Origin of the sequence: Aeromicrobium sp., from assembly GCF_047606445.1 — a bacterium.
In the GTDB taxonomy this organism is placed as follows: Bacteria; Actinomycetota; Actinomycetes; order Propionibacteriales; family Nocardioidaceae; genus Aeromicrobium.
On record NZ_JASGEK010000013.1, the window covers coordinates 40,946 to 60,611 of the forward strand.

Below are 19,666 nucleotides of genomic sequence, written 5' to 3' on the forward strand. Positions count from 1 at the left end.
GATGATCTCATGACGGCATCGGCTACCGTCGTTTCTTCCGAGGCGGTGGCGTCATGAGCCCGAACACCGGGGAGACCACGGAGGCGATCCTCGTCCTGGAGGACGGTCGCGTCTTCCGCGGCGAGGCGTACGGAGCCATCGGCGAGTCCATCGGCGAGATCGTCTTCAACACCGGCATGACCGGCTACCAGGAGACGCTCACCGACCCGTCGTACCAGCGGCAGATCGTCGTGCAGACCGCGCCGCACATCGGCAACACCGGCGTGAACTCCACCGACGAGGAGTCGCGGCGCGCCTGGGTGGCCGGCTACGTCGTGCGCGACCCCGCCCGCATGCGCTCCAACTGGCGCTCCGAGGGCACGCTGGAGGACTTCCTCGTCGACCAGAAGATCGTCGGCGTCCAGGGCGTCGACACCCGCGCGCTGACCCGTCACCTCCGCGAGGCAGGGGCGATGCGGGCGGGCATCAGCTCGATCACCACCCATCCCGACGTCCTGCTCGCGCGGGTCCGGCAGGCCCCGAAGATGGCCGGCGCCGACCTGGCCGGCGAGGTCACCACCTCGCGCCCCTACGTGGTCGAGGCGTTGGGCGAGAAGCGGTTCACCGTGGCCGCCCTCGACCTGGGCATCAAGGGCATGACGCCGCAGCGCCTGGCCGAGCGCGGCGTCGAGGTGCATGTGCTCCCGGCGAGCTCGACCCTGGAGGACGTGCTCTCGGTCGGCGGCGAGGACGGCCCCGACGGCGTGTTCTTCTCCAACGGCCCCGGCGACCCGTCCACGGCCGACGGCCCGGTCGAGGTGTTGCGCGGCGTGTTGGAGCGCGGCGTCCCGTACTTCGGCATCTGCTTCGGCAACCAGTTGTTCGGCCGGGCGCTGGGCCTGGGCACCTACAAGCTCGGCTACGGGCATCGGGGCATCAACCAGCCGGTCAAGGACCTCACCACCGGCAGGGTCGAGATCACCAGCCACAACCACGGCTTCGCGGTCGACGCGCCGTTGGAGGGCACCTTCGAGACGCCCTTCGGTCCCGGCCGGGTCACCCACGTGGGCCTGAACGACGACGTGGTCGAGGGCGTCGCGCTCCTCGACCGTCCGGCGTTCAGCGTGCAGTACCACCCGGAGGCGGCTGCGGGACCGCACGACGCCGCCTACCTGTTCGATCGCTTTGTCGACATGATGGCCGAGCCGGTGGCGGTCGTCGCGCCGCCGGTGGCCGCGCCGACGACTGTGCAGGAGCCGACGGGCGCGAGCACGCTGCTCGACGCAGCGAGCCCGGTCGTCTTCCCGATGGTGACCCTGGGCGAGCGCCGGAGCGTCGAGGAGGCCGCGGTCGTCGAGTCGGCGGCGTCGCCCGTGGTCGCGCCGCGGGTGACCGAGCCGTTGGTCGCCGCGCCGGTGGCCTCCACCCCCCTGGTGGCCGAGCCGGTCGGACCGGAGCCTGAGCTGCTGCCCGAGCCCGAACCCGTCGTGGTGGAGCCCGAGCCGGTCGTCGTCGAACCCGAGCTGGAGCCGCTTCCGGCGCCGGATCCGCTGCGGGACCCAGTCGTCGAGGCCCGGCCCGAGCCGCTGCCGCAGGTCGAGCCGGCGCTCGCTGAGGCCGAGGTGGTCGAGGAGCGCGGCCCGCTCGAGCTCGACGCCGAGCCCGAGGTCGGCTACGAGCCCCAGCGTCGTCGCTGGCCCTCGCTGGGACGCTTCCACGAGCGGCCCGCCGAGGCCGAGGCGCAGCCTGCTCCGCGCCCCGAGCCCTCCTGGTCGGAGGCCTATCTGACCGCCGGGCAGATCGCGGCGGCCTCGCCGCTCGACGACGAGCCCGTCGAGGAGCCTCCCGCGCCCCGGCCGGGGGGACGCCGCGCCCAGACGGTGCGCGACGAGCTGGCCGAGCAGGCGCAGGCGCCCGCCCCGGTGATCGAGTGGGCGAACGAGCCGCCGCCCTTCGACCTGCCCGACATCGATTTCGACGAGGAGTCCTGATGCCCAAGCGTGACGACATCTCATCTGTCTTGGTGATCGGCTCCGGCCCGATCGTCATCGGGCAGGCCTGCGAGTTCGACTACTCCGGGACCCAGGCGTGCCGGGTGCTGCGCGAGGAGGGCCTGCGGGTCGTCCTCGTCAACTCCAACCCGGCCACGATCATGACCGACCCGGAGTTCGCCGACGCCACCTACGTCGAGCCGATCACCCCCGAGTTCGTCGAGAAGGTCATCGCCAAGGAGCGCCCCGACGCCGTCCTGGCGACCCTCGGCGGCCAGACCGCGCTCAACTGCGCGATGCGGCTGGACGCGGCCGGCGTCTTGAAGAAGTACGACGTCGAGCTCATCGGCGCGTCGATCGACGCGATCGAGAAGGGCGAGAACCGCGAGATCTTCAAGCGGATCGTCGAGGGCCTGCCGGCGGAGTGGGGAGCGGAGGTCGCCCGGTCGGCGATCTGCCACTCGATGGAGGACTGCCTGGCCGCCGCCGACGACCTCGGCTACCCGGTCGTGGTCCGGCCGTCCTTCACGATGGGCGGCAGCGGCTCGGGCCTGGCCTACGACGAGGCCGACCTGCACCGCATCGCCGGCTCCGGCCTCGCGCTCAGCCCGACCACCGAGGTGCTCCTGGAGGAGTCGATCCTCGGCTGGAAGGAGTACGAGCTGGAGGTCATGCGCGACCAGGCCGACAACGTCGTCATCGTCTGCTCCATCGAGAACTTCGACCCGATGGGCGTGCACACCGGCGACTCGATCACCGTCGCCCCGGCCATGACGCTCACCGACGTCGAGTACCAGCGGCTGCGCAACATCTCCATCGGCGTCATCCGCGAGGTCGGCGTCGACACCGGCGGCTGCAACATCCAGTTCGCGGTCAACCCGGTGGACGGGCGCGTCGTCGTCATCGAGATGAACCCGCGCGTGTCGCGTTCCAGCGCGCTGGCGTCGAAGGCCACCGGCTTCCCGATCGCCAAGATCGCCGCGAAGGTCGCCATCGGCTACACGCTCGACGAGATCCCCAACGACATCTCCCAGCGCGCCGACGGCGGCTCCACCCCGGCCAGCTTCGAGCCGACGCTCGACTACGTGGTCGTCAAGGCCCCGCGCTTCGCCTTCGAGAAGTTCCCGGCCGCCGACGACACGCTGACCACGCACATGAAGTCGGTCGGCGAGGCGATGGCCATCGGCCGCAACTTCACCGAGGCGCTCGGCAAGGCGCTGCGCTCGCTGGAGAAGTCCGGCTCGCAGTTCAGCTGGCCGACGACGAAGGGCGACAAGAAGAAGCTGCTGGAGGAGGTCAAGCGTCCGCACGACGGCCGGCTGCAGACCGTCATGCACGCGATCCACGCCGGGGCGACCGCCGACGAGATCCACGTCGCCACAGCCATCGACCCGTGGTTCGTCGACCAGCTCATGCTCGTCCAGGAGATCGCCGACGAGCTGCACGACGCGGTCGACATGCGCCCGGAGCTGCTGCGCAAGGCCAAGCGCCACGGCTTCTCCGACGCCCAGATCGCCCAGCTGCGCGGGGTCGACGAGACGGTGCTGCGCGGCGTGCGGCACTCGCTCGGCATCCGGCCGGTCTACAAGACGGTCGACACCTGCGCCGCCGAGTTCGCCGCGCGCACGCCGTACCACTACTCGTCCTACGACGAGGAGACCGAGGTCGTGCCGCGCGAGAAGCCGGCCGTCATCATCCTCGGCAGCGGTCCGAACCGCATCGGCCAGGGCATCGAGTTCGACTACTCGTGCGTGCACGCCGCGCTCTCGCTGTCGGCGGCCGGCTACGAGACGATCATGGTCAACTGCAACCCCGAGACCGTCTCGACCGACTACGACACCTCCGACCGCCTGTACTTCGAGCCGCTCACGCTGGAGGACGTGCTGGAGATCTACTACGCCGAGCGCGTCGCCGGACCGGTCGCGGGCGTCATCGTGCAGCTGGGCGGCCAGACGCCGCTCGGCCTGGCCAAGGGCCTGGAGGCGGCGGGCGTGCCCATCGTCGGCACGAGTCCGTCGGCCATCGACCTCGCCGAGGACCGCGGCCTGTTCGGCCAGGTGCTCGCCGACGCGAAGCTGCCCGCGCCCAAGCACGGCACGGCGGTCACCTTCGAGCAGGCCAAGGCCATCGCCGACGAGATCGGCTACCCGGTCCTGGTGCGCCCGTCCTACGTGCTGGGCGGACGCGGCATGGAGATCGTCTACGACGAGGAGACGCTGGCCGACTACATCGGCCGCGCCACCGAGATCTCCCCGGAGCACCCGGTGCTGGTCGACCGCTTCCTCGACGACGCCATCGAGATCGACGTCGACGCGCTCTACGACGGCGAGGAGCTGTTCCTCGGCGGCGTGATGGAGCACATCGAGGAGGCGGGCGTCCACTCGGGCGACTCGGCCTGCACGCTCCCGCCGATCACCCTCGGCGAGGCGGAGATCGACCGCATCCGCGCCTCGACGGAGGCCATCGCGGCCGGGGTCGGCGTGCGGGGGCTGATCAACATCCAGTTCGCGCTGTCGGCCGACACGCTGTACGTGCTGGAGGCCAACCCGCGCGCCTCGCGGACCGTGCCGTTCGTGTCGAAGGCGACGAACACGCCGCTGGCGAAGGCCTGCGCGCGGCTGATGATGGGCGAGACCATCGCCGAGCTGCGGGCCGCAGGCGTGCTGCCGACGACCGGCGACGGCGGTCGGCTCGACCCGGACGGCCCCATCGCGGTCAAGGAGGCGGTCATGCCCTTCAACCGCTTCCGCACCTACGACGGCGCCTACGTCGACACGGTGCTCGGCCCGGAGATGCGCTCGACCGGCGAGGTCATGGGCTTCGCGGAGGGTTTCGGCCCGGCGTTCGCCAAGAGCCAGGCCGGCGCCTCGGCGCACCTGCCGACCAGCGGCACGGTGTTCGTGTCGGTCGCCAACCGCGACAAGCGCAACATCATCTTCCCGGTCAAGCGGCTGGCCGACCTCGGCTTCGAGATCCTGGCGACGCAGGGCACCGCTCAAGTGCTGCGCCGTCACGGGGTGGAGGCGACCGAGGTGCGCAAGCTCGCCGAGGAGCCGCTGCCGGACGAGACCCGCTCGACGGTGGTCGACAAGATCCGCGACCACGGCGTGCAGCTCATCATCAACACCCCGCACGGCGTCTCGGCCGGCGTCAACGCGCGCGTCGACGGCAACGAGATCCGCACGGCGGCGGTCGGCGAGGGCATCCCGTGCATCACCACCGTGCAGGGGCTCGCGGCGGCGGTCCAGGGCATCGAGGCGCTGATCGCCGACCACCTCGACGTCGCCTCGCTGCAGGAGTGGGCGGCCCGATGAGCTTCGGCTCGCGGGCGCGCGCCGCCGCCGACGCCTACGGTCCGCTGTGCGTGGGCGTCGACCCGCACGCGGCGCTGTTGGAGCAGTGGGGCGTGGGCGACACCCTCGACGGGTTGAAGCGGTTCGCCGACGCCTGCGTCGAGGCGTTCGCGGGCCAGGTGGCCTTCGTCAAGCCGCAGGCGGCCTTCTTCGAGCGCTTCGGCGCGCGCGGGATGTCGGTGCTGGAGGACACGATCGCCGGGCTGCGGCACACCGGCTCGCTGGTCGTGCTCGACGTCAAGCGCGGCGACGTCGGCTCGACGGCCGCCGCCTACGCCGACGCCTACCTCGACGAGGACTCCCCGACGGCCGCCGACGCGGTCACGGTGAGCCCCTATCTCGGCCTCGGCTCGGTCGACCCGTTCTTCGAGGTCGCGGAGAAGAACGACGCGGGCGTGTTCGTGCTGGCGCTCACCTCCAACCCGGACGCCCCGCTCGTGCAGCACGCCTCGACGGCGGACGGCCCGACGGTCGCCGGTGCGGTGCTGGCCGACCTCGCCCGGCGCAACGCGGGGGCGAGCCCGATGGGCTCGGCCGGAGCGGTCGTCGGCGCGACCATCGGCGAGACCGCCGAGAACCTGGACATCAACGGCCCGCTGCTGGTCCCGGGCTTCGGCGCCCAGGGCGGCACGGTCGAGGACCTGCGCCGCCTCTTCGGCGACGTCTGGCCGCAGATGATCGCCTCGTCCTCGCGCGACGTGCTGAGAGCCGGTCCCGACCCGGCCGCCCTGCGAGCCGCGGCTCAGGCCGTCGCCGCGACGCTGGAGTCGGCGTGAGCCCCCGCCGCGTTGCGGCGGTCGCGGCACTGCTGCTGGCGGCGGTCGGCTGTGGAGGCGGAGGCCCGAGCGGTCCCGACGAGTACTGCGAGGCAGTCGAGAAGAACCGGTCCGGTCTCGACGCGGCCACCACCACGTCGGACTCTTTCGAGGCGATGGCCGCCTCGCTGCGCGCCATCGAGAAGCAGGCCCCCGCCGGCATCCGCTCCGACTACGCCGAGGTGGCCGAGTCGGTCGAGGCGCTTCTCGCCGCGCAGGAGGCGAGCGGCGTGCCGATGGAGTCCTTCGTCTACGACGACGTCGGCCCGATGGAGCAGGCCGACGTCGACGCGTTGCGCGCGGCCTACCAGGACTTCCTCGACACCGCGGAGGTCCGTACGACCATCGCCGACCACATCGCGAGCGAGTGCGAGGTCACCTTGAAGGCGCCCGGCGAGGCCGCCCAGTAGGATGCCAGCCAACGAGCCGGGGAGGAATTGTGGCGCTTCCGAAGTTGACCGCTGAACAGCGACAGGCCGCCTTGGAGAAGGCGGCGGCGGCGCGCCAGCTGCGTGCCGAGATCAAGCACCGCCTCAAGACCTCGGGGGCCTCGCTCGCCGACGTCATCGCCGAGGCGCGGGCCAACGAGGTGGTGGCCAAGCTCAAGGTCGTCGACCTGCTGCAGTCCATGCCCGGCGTCGGAAAGGTCAAGGCCCGCGAGATCATGGACCGGGTCGGCATCGCCGACAGCCGACGTCTGCGCGGCCTGGGAGCGAACCAGATCCAGGCGCTGCTGCGGGAGTTCGGCCATCGTGACTGAGGGGGTCGGCCGTTCCCGGCTCGTCGTGCTCGCCGGTCCCACTGCGGTCGGCAAGGGCACGGTGACGGCCTGTGTGCGACAGGCCCATCCCGACGTCTGGGTGTCGGTGTCGGCCACGACGCGCGCGCCGCGTCCGGGCGAGGTCGACGGCGAGCACTACCACTTCGTCAGCGACGAGGAGTTCGACGAGCTGGTCGCCTCGGGCGGGCTGCTGGAGTGGGCGCTGGTCCACGGCGCGGCCCGTTACGGCACGCCGCGCGCCCCCGTCGAGGAGCAGTTGCGCACCGGCGAGCCCGCGCTGCTGGAGATCGACCTGCAGGGCGCCCGCCAGGTGCGCGAGGCGATGCCCGACGCGTATCTGTGCTTCCTCGCCCCGCCCTCCTTCGAGGAGTTGGAGCGCCGTCTGGTCGGCCGGGGCACCGAGACCGCCGAGGAGCGCGAGCGTCGATTGCGGACCGCGCGCGAGGAGTTGGCCGCCGAGTCCGAGTTCGACGCCACCATCGTCAACACCGACGTCGAGACGGCCGCCGCCGAGTTGGTAGAGTTGCTCCGTTCGACGCCCCAATCTTTGTGAGGTCTTGTGTCCACCACGCGTTCCGTCGCCCACGGCATCACCAACCCGCCGATCGACGATCTGCTCGAGAAGGCCGACTCGAAGTACAAGCTGGTCCTGTACAGCGCCAAGCGCGCCCGTCAGATCAACGCCTACTACGCCCAGTTGGGCGAGGGCCTGCTGGAGTACGTCGGACCGCTGGTCGAGACCCACGTGCAGGAGAAGCCGCTCTCCATAGCGATGCGGGAGATCAACGACGGCCTGCTGACCGCCGAGGACGTCGAGCCCGGCGCAGAGCCGGCCGCCGTGGCCGAGGCTCCGGCTGAGGAATCGGGCGACGACGTCGCGTGAGCGAGATCGTCCTCGGCGTCTGCGGAGGTGTCGCGGCGTACAAGGCCGCGCTGCTGACCCGGCTGTTCACCGAGGCCGGGCACGGCGTCGCCGTCGTGCCGACCGAGTCGGCGCTGGAGTTCGTCGGCCGCGCCACCTGGGAGGCGCTGTCGGGCCGTCCGGTTCAGACGGGCGTCTTCGAGAACGTCCACGAGGTGCCGCATGTGCGCCTCGGGCAGCACGCCGACCTCGTCGTCGTCGCCCCGGCCACCGCCAACACCCTGGCGAAGGCCGCCGCGGGCATGGCCGACGACCTGGTGACCAACACCCTGCTGACGGCGCGCTGTCCGGTGTTGATGGCTCCGGCGATGCACACCGAGATGTGGGAGCACGCCGCCACCCAGGCGAATGTCGTGACGCTGCGTGAGCGCGGCGTCACGGTGGTCGACCCGGCCGTCGGACGGCTCACCGGCTCCGACACCGGCGCGGGACGCCTGCCCGATCCCGAGCAGATCTACGCCGTCGCCCTGGCGTTGCTGGCCGGCCATCCGCGCGACCTCGTGGGCCGTCATGTCGTCGTCACCGCCGGTGGCACCCGCGAGTATTTGGACCCCGTCCGTTTCCTCGGCAACCGCTCGTCGGGCCTGCAGGGGGTGGCGCTGGCCGAGGCCGCCGTCGCGCGCGGCGCCAGCGTCACGCTGATCGCGGCGAACGTCGCTGTGTCGACGCCCGCGGGCGTCGAGCTGGTCGAGGTCGTCTCGACCGAGGAGTTGCGGGTCGCTGCGACGGAGGCCGCGCGGAGCGCCGACGCGGTCGTCATGGCTGCCGCTCCCGCCGACTTCCGTCCCGTCGCGCGGTCCGACGCCAAGATCAAGAAGCGCGCCGACGGTCAGGCGCCCACGATCGAGCTGGTCGAGAACCCCGACATCCTGGTCGAGCTGGTCGGCCAGCGCACGGGGGAGTCGCCGGTGATCGTCGGTTTCGCGGCCGAGACCGGCGACGGGAACGGCAGCGTGCTCGACCATGCCCGCGCCAAGCTCGCCCGCAAGGGCTGCGAGCTGCTGGTGGTCAACGACGTCAGCGCGGGCAAGGTGTTCGGCCGTGAGGACAACGAGGCGGTGCTGCTGTCCTCCGACGGCTCCGCCCAGGAGGTCCCGCTCGCGCATAAGTCGGTGCTCGCGCACGCGATCTGGGAGCGGGTCGCGACGCTGCTGTCCGAGGACCGGAACAGCTGACCATTCTGTGAGACCTCGCCTAGACTGAGTTCGTCGTACACCCGAGACCAGGAGCCTGGCGTGAGCCGACTGTTCACCTCCGAGTCCGTGACCGAGGGTCACCCGGACAAGATCGCCGATCAGATCAGCGACAGCGTGCTCGACGCGCTGCTCGCCGCCGACCCGAAGAGCCGGGTCGCCTGTGAGACTTTCGTGACGACGGGGCTTGTGCTCGTCGGCGGCGAGGTCAGCACCGAGGCGTACGCCGACATCGCGCGCATCGCCCGCGACCGTGTGCTGGAGATCGGCTACGACTCCTCGACGAAGGGCTTCGACGGCGAGTCCTGCGCCGTGCAGGTCACCCTCGACGCGCAGTCGCCCGACATCGCGCAGGGCGTCGACACCGCCGAGGAGGCCCGTGTCGGCGGCGCCACCGATCCCCTCGACCTGCAGGGCGCCGGCGACCAGGGCCTCATGTTCGGCTTCGCCTGCGACGAGACGCCCGAGCTGATGCCGCTGCCGATCACCATCGCGCACCGGTTGGCCGAGCGACTGACCGAGGTCCGCAAGAACGGCACGCTGCCCTATCTGCGCCCGGACGGCAAGACCCAGGTCACCATCGAGTACGACGATGACGACAAGCCCGTGCGCGTCGAGGCCGTCGTGGTCTCCACTCAGCACGAGGACGGCGTCGACCTGGAGAACCAGCTGGCCGTCGACGTCAAGAAGCACGTCATCGACGAGGTGCTCGGCCAGTACGACATCGACTCCTCCGACTACCGCGTCCACATCAACCCGACCGGCCGGTTCGTCATCGGCGGTCCGATGGGCGACGTGGGCCTGACCGGCCGCAAGATCATCGTCGACACCTACGGCGGCTACGCCCGTCACGGCGGCGGCGCGTTCTCGGGCAAGGACCCGAGCAAGGTCGACCGCTCGGCCGCCTACGCGATGCGCTGGGTCGCCAAGAACATCGTCGCCGCGGGCCTGGCCACCAAGGCCGAGGTCCAGGTGGCGTACGCCATCGGCGTCTCGCGTCCGGTCGGCTTCTACGTCGACACCTACGGCACCGAGACGGTCGGCGTCGACACGATCCGCGAGGCCGTGCTGGAGGTCTTCGACCTGCGTCCCGGCGCCATCGTCCGCGACCTCGACCTGCTGCGCCCGATCTACGCCCAGACCGCCGCCTACGGCCACTTCGGCCGCCCCGGCCTCCCCTGGGAGAATACCGACCGCGCCGAGGCGCTGAAGGCCGCCGCCGGCCTCTGAGCGTCTTCTCGCGAGAACGTGGCCGCCGCCCTCATCTGAGGGTGGCGGCCACGTTTCGTCATCAGCACTGCGGTAGTGGTGGCTCAGCGGCTTCTCGGAGGTTTCTCTCCTTGACGGGGGGGGGGAGTGTTCCTTTAGCGTCGTCGTATGTCGTCGTGGGTGGTGCGGAGAGTTGTTGTTGGTGTCGTCGTGTTGTTGGCGTTGTCGGCGTGTGGTGGTGAGAGTGAGACGCGGGCGTTGGGTGAGGAGCCAGAGTTGGAGGTTCCTGCGGTTCCGACGGTGATGGTGTTGGACGCGTCGGCGTCGATGTTGGCTGATGATGCTCCGGGGGTGCGTTTTGAGGCGGCCCAGGTGGCGGTGACGTCGTTGGTGGACGCTCTGCCGGAGGAGCATGAGTTGGGTCTGGTCGTGTATGGCACGGAGACGGGGACGGCTGAGTCGGAGCTTGAGGCGGGTTGTGAGGACGTGTCGGTCCTGGTCGAGCTGGGGCCGCTCGACAAGGCGGACTACACGTCGACAGTCGACAGCCTGGAGCCGCGTGGGTTCACGCCGATGGGCAAGGCGTTGCGGACTGCTGCCGCTGAGCTGCCCGGTGAGGGTGAGCGGGCGATTGTGATCGTGTCTGATGGTGAGGATCATTGCGGTGCGGCGGGTCTGGGTGATGACCCCTGCGAGGTCGCTGCTGATCTTGAGGGGATCACGGTTCATACGGTGGGGTTCAAGACGGCCGGTAACACAATTGCGACGGAGCAGTTGGATTGTGTGGCGGAGAAGACCGGTGGACTCGCTTTGGACGCGGCGAATCCGGCTCAACTGGAGGCCAGGCTTCCGGCGGTGTTGAACCCTGAGTGGGCGGCGTCGACGATTCAGCCGGCGGGGTATCGGGGTGTGCGGCCGGGGATGACGGTGGAGGAGGCGACGTTGGCGGCTGAGGCCGCTGGCGAGGAGCTGCCGGAGGTCGAGGCGACCGGGACGGTTGAGGTCGTCTACGTCGATTGCACCCTGGTGTTCGAAGACGGAGTGTTGGCCCGGGTGGTCTCCGACAACGAGGACATGCAGACCATCGACGGGGTGCGTGTCGGTGATGACATCACTGAGGCGGAGGAGTTGTACGGGCTCGCCGACACTCCCTCGACCCCCACGGATGAGGGAACGGTGGTCTACGAGGTCGACCCGGACCTGGGCACCGGGTATGAGATCGCCTACAAGCCCAAGGCTGCGGGGGAGTTGGCTGGTGAGATCACCCAGATCATCCTCTGCCTCTGCCTACCAGAGCCCGAGGAAGTAACGTTCGATCCCGCCGTCACGGTGGCGTCGAGCGCTGACCTCGGCAAATTGGTCGGCGCCAGCCAGGATTTCAAAGACCTCATCCGTGAGACTCTGAACGAGCTGCAGGGCCAAGGGGCCTGGGAAGGGTGCCCGGCGAACTCTGGGATTAACGTTTTCCGCTATCGATCTGACGGTTACGCCCTCGGCGATGACGGCCACTGTGAGATGGAAACTCGCTATCTCTGGGCTCTTCGTGACGGCGTCTGGGTCGCCCTTGATTTTCAGCCGTGGCCAGGCTGCGATCAACTACGCGAAGTGGGGTGGCCGCCGGAGGTCTTCGGACCGTGGGAGTGTTTTGACGAGAGCGGAGAGCTCGTGCCGTATACGGGGTGACATGAGTACCAACGAACTCAGAGGTCAGGCGGCGAGGAGTGTGTCGTGGGCGTGGGAGGGCGCCACGTCGAGCAGACCTCGGTGGATCAGGTGATGACATCTACTGCAATATCCGGCCATTTCGTCGAGATTGGTTTTGCCGCCGTTGCTCCACCAGGTGGTGTGGTGGATTTCGAGGTGGGTGTTGGTGCATCCGGGGGCTGCGCATCTGCCGTGTTGTCGGGCGGTGATGGCTTTGCGTTGTCGTGGTGTCGCTAACCGGTGGTCGCGGCCGACGTTGAGGATTTTTGCTTGGGGTAGGTCTTTGCCGCTGGTGAGGATGGGGGTGATGTCGCCGGCGCAGCCGAGGTAGTTCAACAACTGGGAGCCGATGGGGCCGAATCCGACCAGTTCGGCGGGCTTGCCGCCGGTGTTCGACTGGCTGGTGAGGGCGTTGTGCAGTGTCTCAACATCGACGTTCACGAGGATGTGGGGTCGGATGCCTTTGTCAGAGGGGAGCCCGTTGTCGAGGACGGACGTCACCAGGTCGTCAAGGGCGTCCACGCGTCGTTGGGCGCTGGTGCGGACGTCGTCGATGGACGAGGGCTTCGTCAGAGCGTCGAGGACGGCTTTGAGTTTGGCTCCGGTGGCCTGGTTCAGAAATCCCGATACATGCCATCCGTCGGGGACGGGGCTGATCTTCAGATCCTCGCGGTCCATGCCGCGAATCCATGCCTCGTCGAGAGAGTCCGGGTAGACGGCTTGGCGTAGTTCCTTCATGACGGCCCGGAGTTTCGAGGGCTCGCAGGTCTTCGCGACCCTGAGCAGCCAGTCGGTCGACTCTTTGATGATGTCGTGGCCGATGTGCTTGACCCCGTAGGCGAACAGGTTCAGATGCTCCATCCGCACCGAGCCGGTGGCGGCGGCTTCTTCGACTTCGGGCAGGTCGCGCATGGTCTTCGCGCACCGCACGGCCGTGCGTGTCTGGGCGGGTTCCAAACGGAGTTCCCGGCGGGCCCAGTTGGTGACCGAGGACGCCCCGTCCAGTTCGTAGTCTTTCGACTCCTCCAACTTCCCCAACAGGTGGGCTTTCGCCGCGTCGAGCGCGTCCTGAGCCGCCTGCACAGCCCGCAACGCCTCCCGCGTCTGACCACCGCGAAGAGCGTACGCGGCGGTGCGCATCGCGTCGATGGTGGCGGCTGTGCTCATGCTTTCATTTTATACGAACAGATGTTCGTATAGCAAGGGTTCGGGGCGGGTTTCTCGATGGAATCCGAGACGCCCGGACCTCGGTGGGTCCGGGCGTCTCGTCATGCGTGGTCGTGTCGGACTCAGTCCTCGGCGAGCACGTCCTCCATCTGGCCCATGGCGGCGCGCATGCCCTCTTCCATGCCCATCTCGACGACCTGCGCGAGAGCCTCGGCCGAGGCGTACTGGGTGACGCACTCGACCCGCGCGCCGGTGTCGGTGGCGTCGAAGGCGAAGCGCATCGTCGCCACCGGCATATTCGGCAGCGGCTCGCCGTCGTCGTCGGCGAAGAGGTCGCGGACCGCGAAGGACGCCTGCGGCTCGACGCTGTCGACGTGCCACAGGCCGTGGTACTTCTCGCCCTCGGGGCTCGTCATGAAGTAGTGGACGACGCCGCCAGGGCGCAGCTCGTGGCGCACGACGGTGGCCGGGTAGGTCGGCGGGCCCCACCAGCGCTCCAGCTTGCGGGGGTCGGCGTAGAGGTCCCAGACCTTGGCGAGCGGGTGCTCGAAGGTGCTGACCACCGTGATGCGGTGGGCCTCGTGGTCGGTGGTGACGTTCAGTTCCATGTCAATCTCCTTCGTCGAGTACGTCGGACATGCGTTGGACCCGTCCTCGCCAGGCCTCGGCCAGCTCGTCGAGGGCTCGGCGGGCTCGGTCGACGACGTCGGGGTCGGAGCGGACGAGGGTCTCGCGGCCCCGTCGTTCCTTGGCCACCAGGCCGGTCTCGGCCAGCACGGACACGTGTTTCTGCACGGCGGTCAGGCTGATCGGGTAGGCCTCGGCGAGACGGCTGACCGACAGTTCCCCCCGCACCGCGCGGCGCAGGATGTCGCGGCGCGTCGCGTCGGCGAGGGCGTGGAACAGTCGGTCCACCTCGACGTCGTCCAACTCATGAATCACAACCATTTGGTTGTAGGTTAGCGTGATCGCGCCCCGATGGCAAGAGTCGGACCCTCCTGTCCAGGCTGACTGGCGTGCTTTCTCGAGCGACGGTGCGGAATCGTTGACGTGGGAAGGGCAGTCGTGTCTAGCCTCGTCAGATGGACGACGATCTGAGAATTCTCCAGTCCGCGCTGAAGCATGGTGTCGCCGCGGATGACATTCAAAGCGTCTTGCAGAGGCCGGTCTACGAGGTCGTCACGCGACAGGGGCCGCTGAAGGTGATGGTTCTGGGCGTTGACTCGATGTTGAGACCCATTGAGATCGTTTACGTCATCAACGATGATGGAACCAAAGTAGTGATTCATGCGATGAGTGCGAGCCGAGCGTTCTTGAATAGGGTTCGTCGTGAGAGGAAGGGGTTGTGATGGGCTACTCCGACGAGGAGTTGGTAGCGATGGCCTCTGAGTACGAGCAGGGCATCACCGAACATCACCTTCAGGGGGGCGAGGGTGTTCCTGGGCCGCTGGCATGGCTTCTCGACGTCGTGACCGACTGGGAGGCGTTCGCGGAGCGGGCGAGAGCTGAGCAGACGGCTCCGGTGGAGCTTGTCCGTCGTGCCGTTGACAGTTACCTCCGGCAGGGTGCCGCTTGACGCTTGCACCCGCAGTGTGTGGCTCGTGACGAAGGCAAGAGTCGGTCCCGCCTGATAGAAAACAGGGGTGGACGCAGAGGTGGATTTGCCGGTCGCGCGGGTCGCGGTCGACACGCCTCTGTCCCACCTCGACCGCCTCTTCGACTACGCCGTTCCCGCCGAGCTGGACGAGCACGTGGTCCCCGGCGCCCGGGTCAAGGTGCGTTTCGCCGGGCGGCTCGTCGCGGGATTCTGCGTCGAGCGGGTCGCGGTGTCGGAGCACGAGGGAAAACTCGCACCGATCGCGAAGGCGGTGTCGGCCGAGCCGGTGCTGAGTCCGCAGGTGCTCGCGCTCGCCCGGGCCGTCGCCGACCGCTACGCCGGGACGTTGAGCGACGTGCTGCGGCTGGCCATTCCGCCCAGGCAGGCGCGGGTGGAAAGCGCTCCGCCGAGAGAGGTCGAGGTGGGTGACCTGCCGGAGGCCGTCGCGAGCGCCTGGACCGACCACCCCGACGCGCCCGCCTTCCTCGCCGCGCTGGCCGAGGGCCGACCGGCGCGCGCGGTGTGGTCGGCGTTGCCCACCCACGATCCGGCGCGCGCGGTGGCGCAGGCGGTGCTCGCCAGCCTGGAGGCCGGCCGTGGCGCGGTCGTCTGCGTGCCGGACGTGCGCGACGTCGCCCACTGGGACCAGGCGTTCGTCGAGGTGCTGGGGGAGGGGCGGCACGTCACGTTGACCGGCCAGCAGAAGCCCGCCGCCCGGTACCGCTCCTTCCTCGCGTTGTCACGCGGCCAGGTCCAGGTGGTGCTCGGCACCCGGTCGGTGGCCTTCGCGCCGGTCCGCGCTCTCGGCCTGGTCGCGATCTGGGACGACGGCGACGACCTCTACGCCGACCCGCACGCTCCTTATCCGCACGCCCGTGAGGTGCTGCTGACCCGATCACACCTGGAGGAGTCGGCGTTGCTGCTCGGCGGTTACGCCCGCACCGCCGAGGCGCAGGCGCTCGTCGCGTCCGGGTGGGCGCGCCCCTTGGAGCCGGCCGCGACGACACGGCGCGAGGCATGGCCGCGCGTCGACGTGGTCGAGCCGGCCGCCGACCTCGGCACGCCGGTGCGTCTGCCGCGCGCCGTCGTCACCGCTGTCCGGAAAGCCAAGGGACCGGTGCTCGTGCAGGTGCCGCGACGCGGCTACCGACCGTCGCTGTCGTGCCAGGGGTGTCGGGAGAAGGCCCGCTGCCGGGAGTGTGAGGGGCCGCTCGCGCAAGGCGCGTCCGCCGGACCGCTGGTCTGTCGGCTGTGCGGCACGGGCGCGCCCCGATGGTTGTGCCCCGAATGTGGCGACACGCGCCTGCGTTCAGGCGTCGTCGGACACGTCCGCACGGCCGAGGAGTTCGCCCGGACTTTCCCGGATCGTGAGGTGGTCGCCTCCGGAGGCGAGCAGGTGCGCGACGTCGTCGCCGACGACCGCGCGCTGGTGCTCGCCACGCCCGGCGCGGAGCCGCGCGTCCCGGACGGCTACGCCCTGGTCGTGTTGCTCGACACCGGACTCATGCTCGCGCGCGAGGACTTGCGGGTCGAGGAGGAGTCGGTCCGGCGCTGGCTGAACGCCGTCGCGCTCGGCCGGTCGGCGCTCGCCGTGGGGGAGGCGGAGCTGTTGCAGGCGTTGGTCCGTGCCGACCCGGTCGGGGCCGCCGAGCGCGAGCTGGAGGACCGGTCCGCCGCGCGCATGCCGCCGATCGCCCGGGTCGCGACGGTCGACGGCGGTCCCGCCGACCTCGCCGTGTGGTCCGCGCGCGCCTGGACGCCGCACACCGACGTGCTGGGGCCCGTCCCGCTCGACGCCGACACCGAGCGGCTGGTCCTGCGCTGCCCCCGCGCCGAGGGCCTGGAGCTGGCGCGGCTGATCAAAACAGCCCAGGCCGAGCGGTCGGCCGCCAAACTCGCCCCGCTCCGCGTCCGCGTCGACCCGCTGTCATTCTGAGACGACGAGCATGCCTTGCGCGGCGTCGGCGAGGGCCACGGCGGCCTGGCGGCGGAAGTCCTCGGAGGCCAACAGCGTCGCATCGTCTGCGTGACGCATATTGCCCATCTCGACCATGATCCCGGGCGAGACCGTCAACAGGTTGACGCCGGCGATGTCGTCGCGCGGGCTGAGGCCGGTCCCGCCGCCGACATAGGTAGACACAGGCATCGGGGTGGTCGCGAGGGCGTCGCGGGCGAGTTCGGCGAAGGCCTGCGAGCGCGCCTCCAGTTCGTCGCCGCCCTCCATCGTCGTGGAGTAGATGATGTGGAAGCCGCGTGCCGAGGAGGACAGCGAGCCGTCGGCGTGCAGCGAGATCATCAGGTCGGCCGCCGCGTCGTTGGCGACGGCGGCCCGCTCGTTCACGCACAGACCCGGGCTCTCGTCGTCGGCGCGAGTCAGGACCACCGTGGCACCGCGCGCCTCCAACTCCGCGCGCAGCGCCTCGGCCTGCAGCCAGGTGTAGGTGTGCTCCGGCCAGCCGTCGTTCGTGCTGGTCCCGGAGAGGTTGCAGTCCTTGGTCCGTCCGTTCCCGGCGGGCACCTGTCGGGAGTGGAGCGACGCGTCGAAGCTGCCGGGGTGGCCCGGGTCGATCACGACCACGTGCCCGGCGAGCGGTGGCGGCGGTGCGGTCGTCGCGCTCGGCGAGGGAGTCGGGGTCGCGATGGGCGCCGGTGGCGTCGTGTCCGAGCCGCAGCCGACGGCGAACGCCAGGAGCAGAGCGAGAAGAGCGTCGAGCGCGCGGGTGCGGACCACGACGGCGACGCTACCTTAGACTCGCGCGGGTGAGAGTCGTCTTTGCCGGAACACCCGAGACCGCCGTCCCTTCGCTGCGCGCCCTGATCGACAGTCGCCACGAGGTCGTCGCGGTGGTCACCCGGCCCGACGCCCGGGCGGGACGGGGCCGCACGCTGACCGCCTCCCCGGTGGCGCAGGTCGCCGAGGAGCACGGGATCGAGGTGCTCAAACCGACGACGCCCTCGGACCCCGACTTCCTCGACCGGTTGCGCGAGCTTGCCCCCGACTGCTGCCCGATCGTCGCCTATGGCGCGCTGATCCGCCGCGAGGCGCTCGACGTCCCCCGCTTCGGCTGGGTCAACCTGCACTTCTCCTGCCTGCCCGCCTGGCGCGGCGCGGCGCCGGTGCAGCGCTCGATCATGGCCGGCGACGAGGTCACCGGCGCCAGCGTCTTCAGCCTCACCGAGGGCCTCGACGAGGGGCCGGTGCTCGGCGTCGTCACCGAGCGGATCCAGGCCGACGACGACGCGGGGACGCTGCTCGACCGGCTCGCCCGCGAGGGCTCCCGGCTGCTCGTCGACGCCCTCGACCACATCGAGGACGGCGACATCGGCGTGCAGTACCAAGACGAGGAGCTGGTCAGCCACGCGCCGAAGCTCACCACCGAGGAGGCGCGGATCGTCTGGAACCGTCCGGCCTTCGCCGTCGACCGGCACATCCGCGGCTGCACGCCCGCGCCCGGGGCGTGGACCGAGCTCGGCGACCTGCGGGTCAAGATCGAGCCGGTGACCATCGCCGACGACGCCACCTTGGCCCCCGGCGAGGTCAGCTTCGGCAAGAAAGAGGTGCGTGTCGGCACCGCCACCAACGACGTCGTCCTCGGCACGGTCCGGCCGCACGGCCGCAAGCCGATGGCCGCCGCCGACTGGGGACGGGGCCTCGCCGACCCGCCGAAGGCCTTCTCATGACGAGCGACCCCCGCGACGTCGCCTTCGCCGCGCTCGCCGCCGTGCGCGAGCAGGACGCCTATGTGAACTTGCTGCTGCCGAAACTGCTGCGCGAGGCCGGGCTGAGCGGGCGCGACGCCGCCTTCGCCACCGAGCTGACGCACGGCTCGATCCGCTGGCAGGCGACCTATGACGCGGTGATCGAGCGTCTGGTGAACCGGCCGCTCGACCCGGGCGTCAGCGACGTGCTGCGGCTCGGCGCCCACCAGATCCTCGGCATGCGGGTGCCCGACCACGCGGCCGTCTCCACGTCGGTCTCCCTCGTGCGGCGGCAGATCGGCCACAAGCCCGCCGGGTTCGTCAACGCGGTGCTACGCAAGGTGGCCGCGCGCGACCTCGACGCCTGGATGGAGCTGTTGACGGAGGGCCGGAGCGAGGACGACGCGCTGGTCGTCCGCTACTCCCATCCGGCGTGGATTGTGCGGGTTTTGCGCCGGTCGCTGCGGCTGGCCGACGCCGCCGAGGAGCTGCCGGAGTTGCTGGCGGCGGACAACGTCGCGCCGAAGGTGACCCTCGTGGCGCGTCCGGGACTGTGCGAGCCCGACGAGTTGCCGGGCGATCCGGGACGCCTGTCGCCGTGGGCGAGGATCCTCGACGGCGGCGACCCGGGCGAGATCCCCGCCGTGCTCGACGGTCGCGCGGCCGTGCAGGACGAGGGCTCGCAGTTGGTCGCGAAGGCGCTCGCCGACGCCCCGCTCGACGGACCCGACGCGGCCTGGCTCGACCTGTGCGCCGGACCCGGCGGCAAGGCGGCGCTGCTCGGCGCGCTCGCCGCCCAGCGGGGCGCCCGGCTGACCGCGAACGAGGTCCAGAAGCATCGCGCGAAGCTGGTCCGTCAGTCGCTGCGCGCGCTGCCGGAGGTCGAGGTGACGAGCCACGACGGACGGGAGGGCCCGTGGCAGGCCGGGACCTTCGACCGTGTCCTGGTCGACGCGCCCTGCACCGGCCTCGGCGCGCTGCGTCGTCGTCCCGAGTCGCGCTGGCGGCGAGGCCTCGCGGACCTGGACGAGCTGGTCCCCTTGCAGCGGGCGCTGCTGCGGCGGGCCGTCGAGTTGACCCGTTCCGGCGGCGTCATCGCCTACGCCACGTGCTCGCCGGTCCCCGAGGAGACGCTGGAAGTCGTCGAGTCGGTCGGTCCCGGTGTCGCCGTGCTGGAGCGTGTCGAGCGTTGGTGGCCGCACCGTGACGGCACGGACGCCATGTTCGTGGCGCTGCTGCGCCGCCGCTGAATGGAT

18 protein-coding genes and 1 pseudogene are annotated in these 19,666 nt (G+C 70.3%); 15 read left to right on the plus strand and 4 right to left on the minus strand.

All coding sequences use genetic code 11. From position 1 onward, the window contains the following. Nucleotides 1-53: 53 nt before the first annotated feature. From carA to QM621_RS03590, 10 genes and pseudogenes are all read left to right on the plus strand, one after another. Nucleotides 54-1,181: pseudogene (carA, locus tag QM621_RS03545) on the plus strand (glutamine-hydrolyzing carbamoyl-phosphate synthase small subunit); the annotation flags it as partial. Between the two features lie 788 nt (nt 1,182-1,969). Then, on the plus strand, nt 1,970-5,284 hold the full coding sequence (gene carB, locus QM621_RS03550; protein ID WP_414988976.1) for a carbamoyl-phosphate synthase large subunit: 3,315 nt from the start codon (nt 1,970-1,972) through the stop codon (nt 5,282-5,284). Next, nucleotides 5,281-6,099 (plus strand): orotidine-5'-phosphate decarboxylase, encoded by an 819-nt coding sequence (gene pyrF, locus QM621_RS03555; RefSeq protein WP_414988977.1) that lies wholly within the window; start codon nt 5,281-5,283, stop codon nt 6,097-6,099. Before carB ends, pyrF begins: the two co-directional genes overlap by 4 nt. Continuing rightward, the gene (locus QM621_RS03560; protein WP_414988978.1) at nt 6,096-6,548 is read left to right on the plus strand and encodes a hypothetical protein; all 453 of its coding nucleotides are present in this window, start codon (nt 6,096-6,098) and stop codon (nt 6,546-6,548) included. The genes pyrF and QM621_RS03560 overlap by 4 nt, the downstream gene beginning before the upstream one ends. Nucleotides 6,549-6,577: 29 nt before the next feature. Continuing rightward, on the plus strand, nt 6,578-6,898 hold the full coding sequence (gene mihF, locus QM621_RS03565) for an integration host factor, actinobacterial type (RefSeq protein ID WP_414988979.1): 321 nt from the start codon (nt 6,578-6,580) through the stop codon (nt 6,896-6,898). Continuing rightward, nucleotides 6,888-7,472 carry a guanylate kinase gene (gmk, locus tag QM621_RS03570; protein WP_414989021.1) on the plus strand — a complete coding sequence of 195 codons (585 nt, stop codon included), beginning with the start codon at nt 6,888-6,890 and terminating at the stop codon, nt 7,470-7,472. Before mihF ends, gmk begins: the two co-directional genes overlap by 11 nt. 6 nt (nt 7,473-7,478) lie before the next feature. Next, nucleotides 7,479-7,802, plus strand: a complete 324-nt coding sequence (gene rpoZ / locus QM621_RS03575) for a DNA-directed RNA polymerase subunit omega (RefSeq protein ID WP_414988980.1) — start codon at nt 7,479-7,481, stop codon at nt 7,800-7,802. Beyond that, complete coding sequence (coaBC, locus tag QM621_RS03580; RefSeq protein ID WP_414988981.1) at nt 7,799-9,016, plus strand: bifunctional phosphopantothenoylcysteine decarboxylase/phosphopantothenate--cysteine ligase CoaBC; 1,218 nt, start codon at nt 7,799-7,801, stop codon at nt 9,014-9,016. Before rpoZ ends, coaBC begins: the two co-directional genes overlap by 4 nt. Nucleotides 9,017-9,076: 60 nt before the next feature. Next, nucleotides 9,077-10,264, plus strand: coding sequence for a methionine adenosyltransferase (gene metK / locus QM621_RS03585; protein WP_414988982.1), 1,188 nt, complete (start codon nt 9,077-9,079; stop codon nt 10,262-10,264). Nucleotides 10,265-10,411: 147 nt separating this feature from the next. Next, nucleotides 10,412-11,926, plus strand: coding sequence for a vWA domain-containing protein (locus tag QM621_RS03590; RefSeq protein ID WP_414988983.1), 1,515 nt, complete (start codon nt 10,412-10,414; stop codon nt 11,924-11,926). A gap of 24 nt (nt 11,927-11,950) precedes the next feature. Here the strand turns inward: QM621_RS03590 and QM621_RS03595 are convergent, their stop codons facing one another. The 3 genes from QM621_RS03595 to QM621_RS03605 all read right to left on the minus strand — a co-directional run bounded on the left by QM621_RS03595 (nt 11,951) and on the right by QM621_RS03605 (nt 14,062). Next, complete coding sequence (locus tag QM621_RS03595) at nt 11,951-13,114, minus strand: DUF222 domain-containing protein (RefSeq protein ID WP_414988984.1); 1,164 nt, start codon at nt 13,112-13,114, stop codon at nt 11,951-11,953. A gap of 122 nt (nt 13,115-13,236) precedes the next feature. Then, the gene (locus tag QM621_RS03600; RefSeq protein ID WP_414988985.1) at nt 13,237-13,722 is read right to left on the minus strand and encodes an SRPBCC family protein; all 486 of its coding nucleotides are present in this window, start codon (nt 13,720-13,722) and stop codon (nt 13,237-13,239) included. A 1-nt stretch (nt 13,723) separates the two neighbouring features. Continuing rightward, complete coding sequence (locus QM621_RS03605; protein WP_414988986.1) at nt 13,724-14,062, minus strand: ArsR/SmtB family transcription factor; 339 nt, start codon at nt 14,060-14,062, stop codon at nt 13,724-13,726. A gap of 134 nt (nt 14,063-14,196) precedes the next feature. Between QM621_RS03605 and QM621_RS03610 the strand changes: the two genes are divergently transcribed. The 3 genes from QM621_RS03610 (at nt 14,197) to QM621_RS03620 (ending at nt 16,647) form a co-directional block, all read left to right on the plus strand. Continuing rightward, nucleotides 14,197-14,463: a hypothetical protein gene (locus QM621_RS03610; protein ID WP_414988987.1), complete on the plus strand. Its 267-nt coding sequence runs from the start codon at nt 14,197-14,199 to the stop codon at nt 14,461-14,463. Next, complete coding sequence (locus tag QM621_RS03615; RefSeq protein WP_414988988.1) at nt 14,463-14,690, plus strand: hypothetical protein; 228 nt, start codon at nt 14,463-14,465, stop codon at nt 14,688-14,690. The genes QM621_RS03610 and QM621_RS03615 overlap by 1 nt, the downstream gene beginning before the upstream one ends. A gap of 67 nt (nt 14,691-14,757) precedes the next feature. Further along, on the plus strand, nt 14,758-16,647 hold the full coding sequence (locus QM621_RS03620) for a primosomal protein N' (protein WP_414988989.1): 1,890 nt from the start codon (nt 14,758-14,760) through the stop codon (nt 16,645-16,647). Here QM621_RS03620 and QM621_RS03625 read toward each other — a convergent pair. Further along, a complete protein-coding gene (locus QM621_RS03625) occupies nt 16,639-17,442 on the minus strand; it encodes an N-acetylmuramoyl-L-alanine amidase family protein (protein ID WP_414988990.1) in 804 nt (267 codons plus the stop codon). The genes QM621_RS03620 and QM621_RS03625 overlap by 9 nt on opposite strands. 29 nt (nt 17,443-17,471) lie before the next feature. Here QM621_RS03625 and fmt point away from each other — a divergent pair, with 29 nt between their 5' ends. Then, the gene (gene fmt / locus QM621_RS03630) at nt 17,472-18,392 is read left to right on the plus strand and encodes a methionyl-tRNA formyltransferase (RefSeq protein WP_414988991.1); all 921 of its coding nucleotides are present in this window, start codon (nt 17,472-17,474) and stop codon (nt 18,390-18,392) included. Continuing rightward, entirely contained in the window at nt 18,389-19,660 is a 1,272-nt protein-coding gene (locus tag QM621_RS03635) for an RsmB/NOP family class I SAM-dependent RNA methyltransferase (protein WP_414988992.1), read from the plus strand. Before fmt ends, QM621_RS03635 begins: the two co-directional genes overlap by 4 nt. The last annotated feature ends 6 nt before the right edge of the window (nt 19,661-19,666 follow it).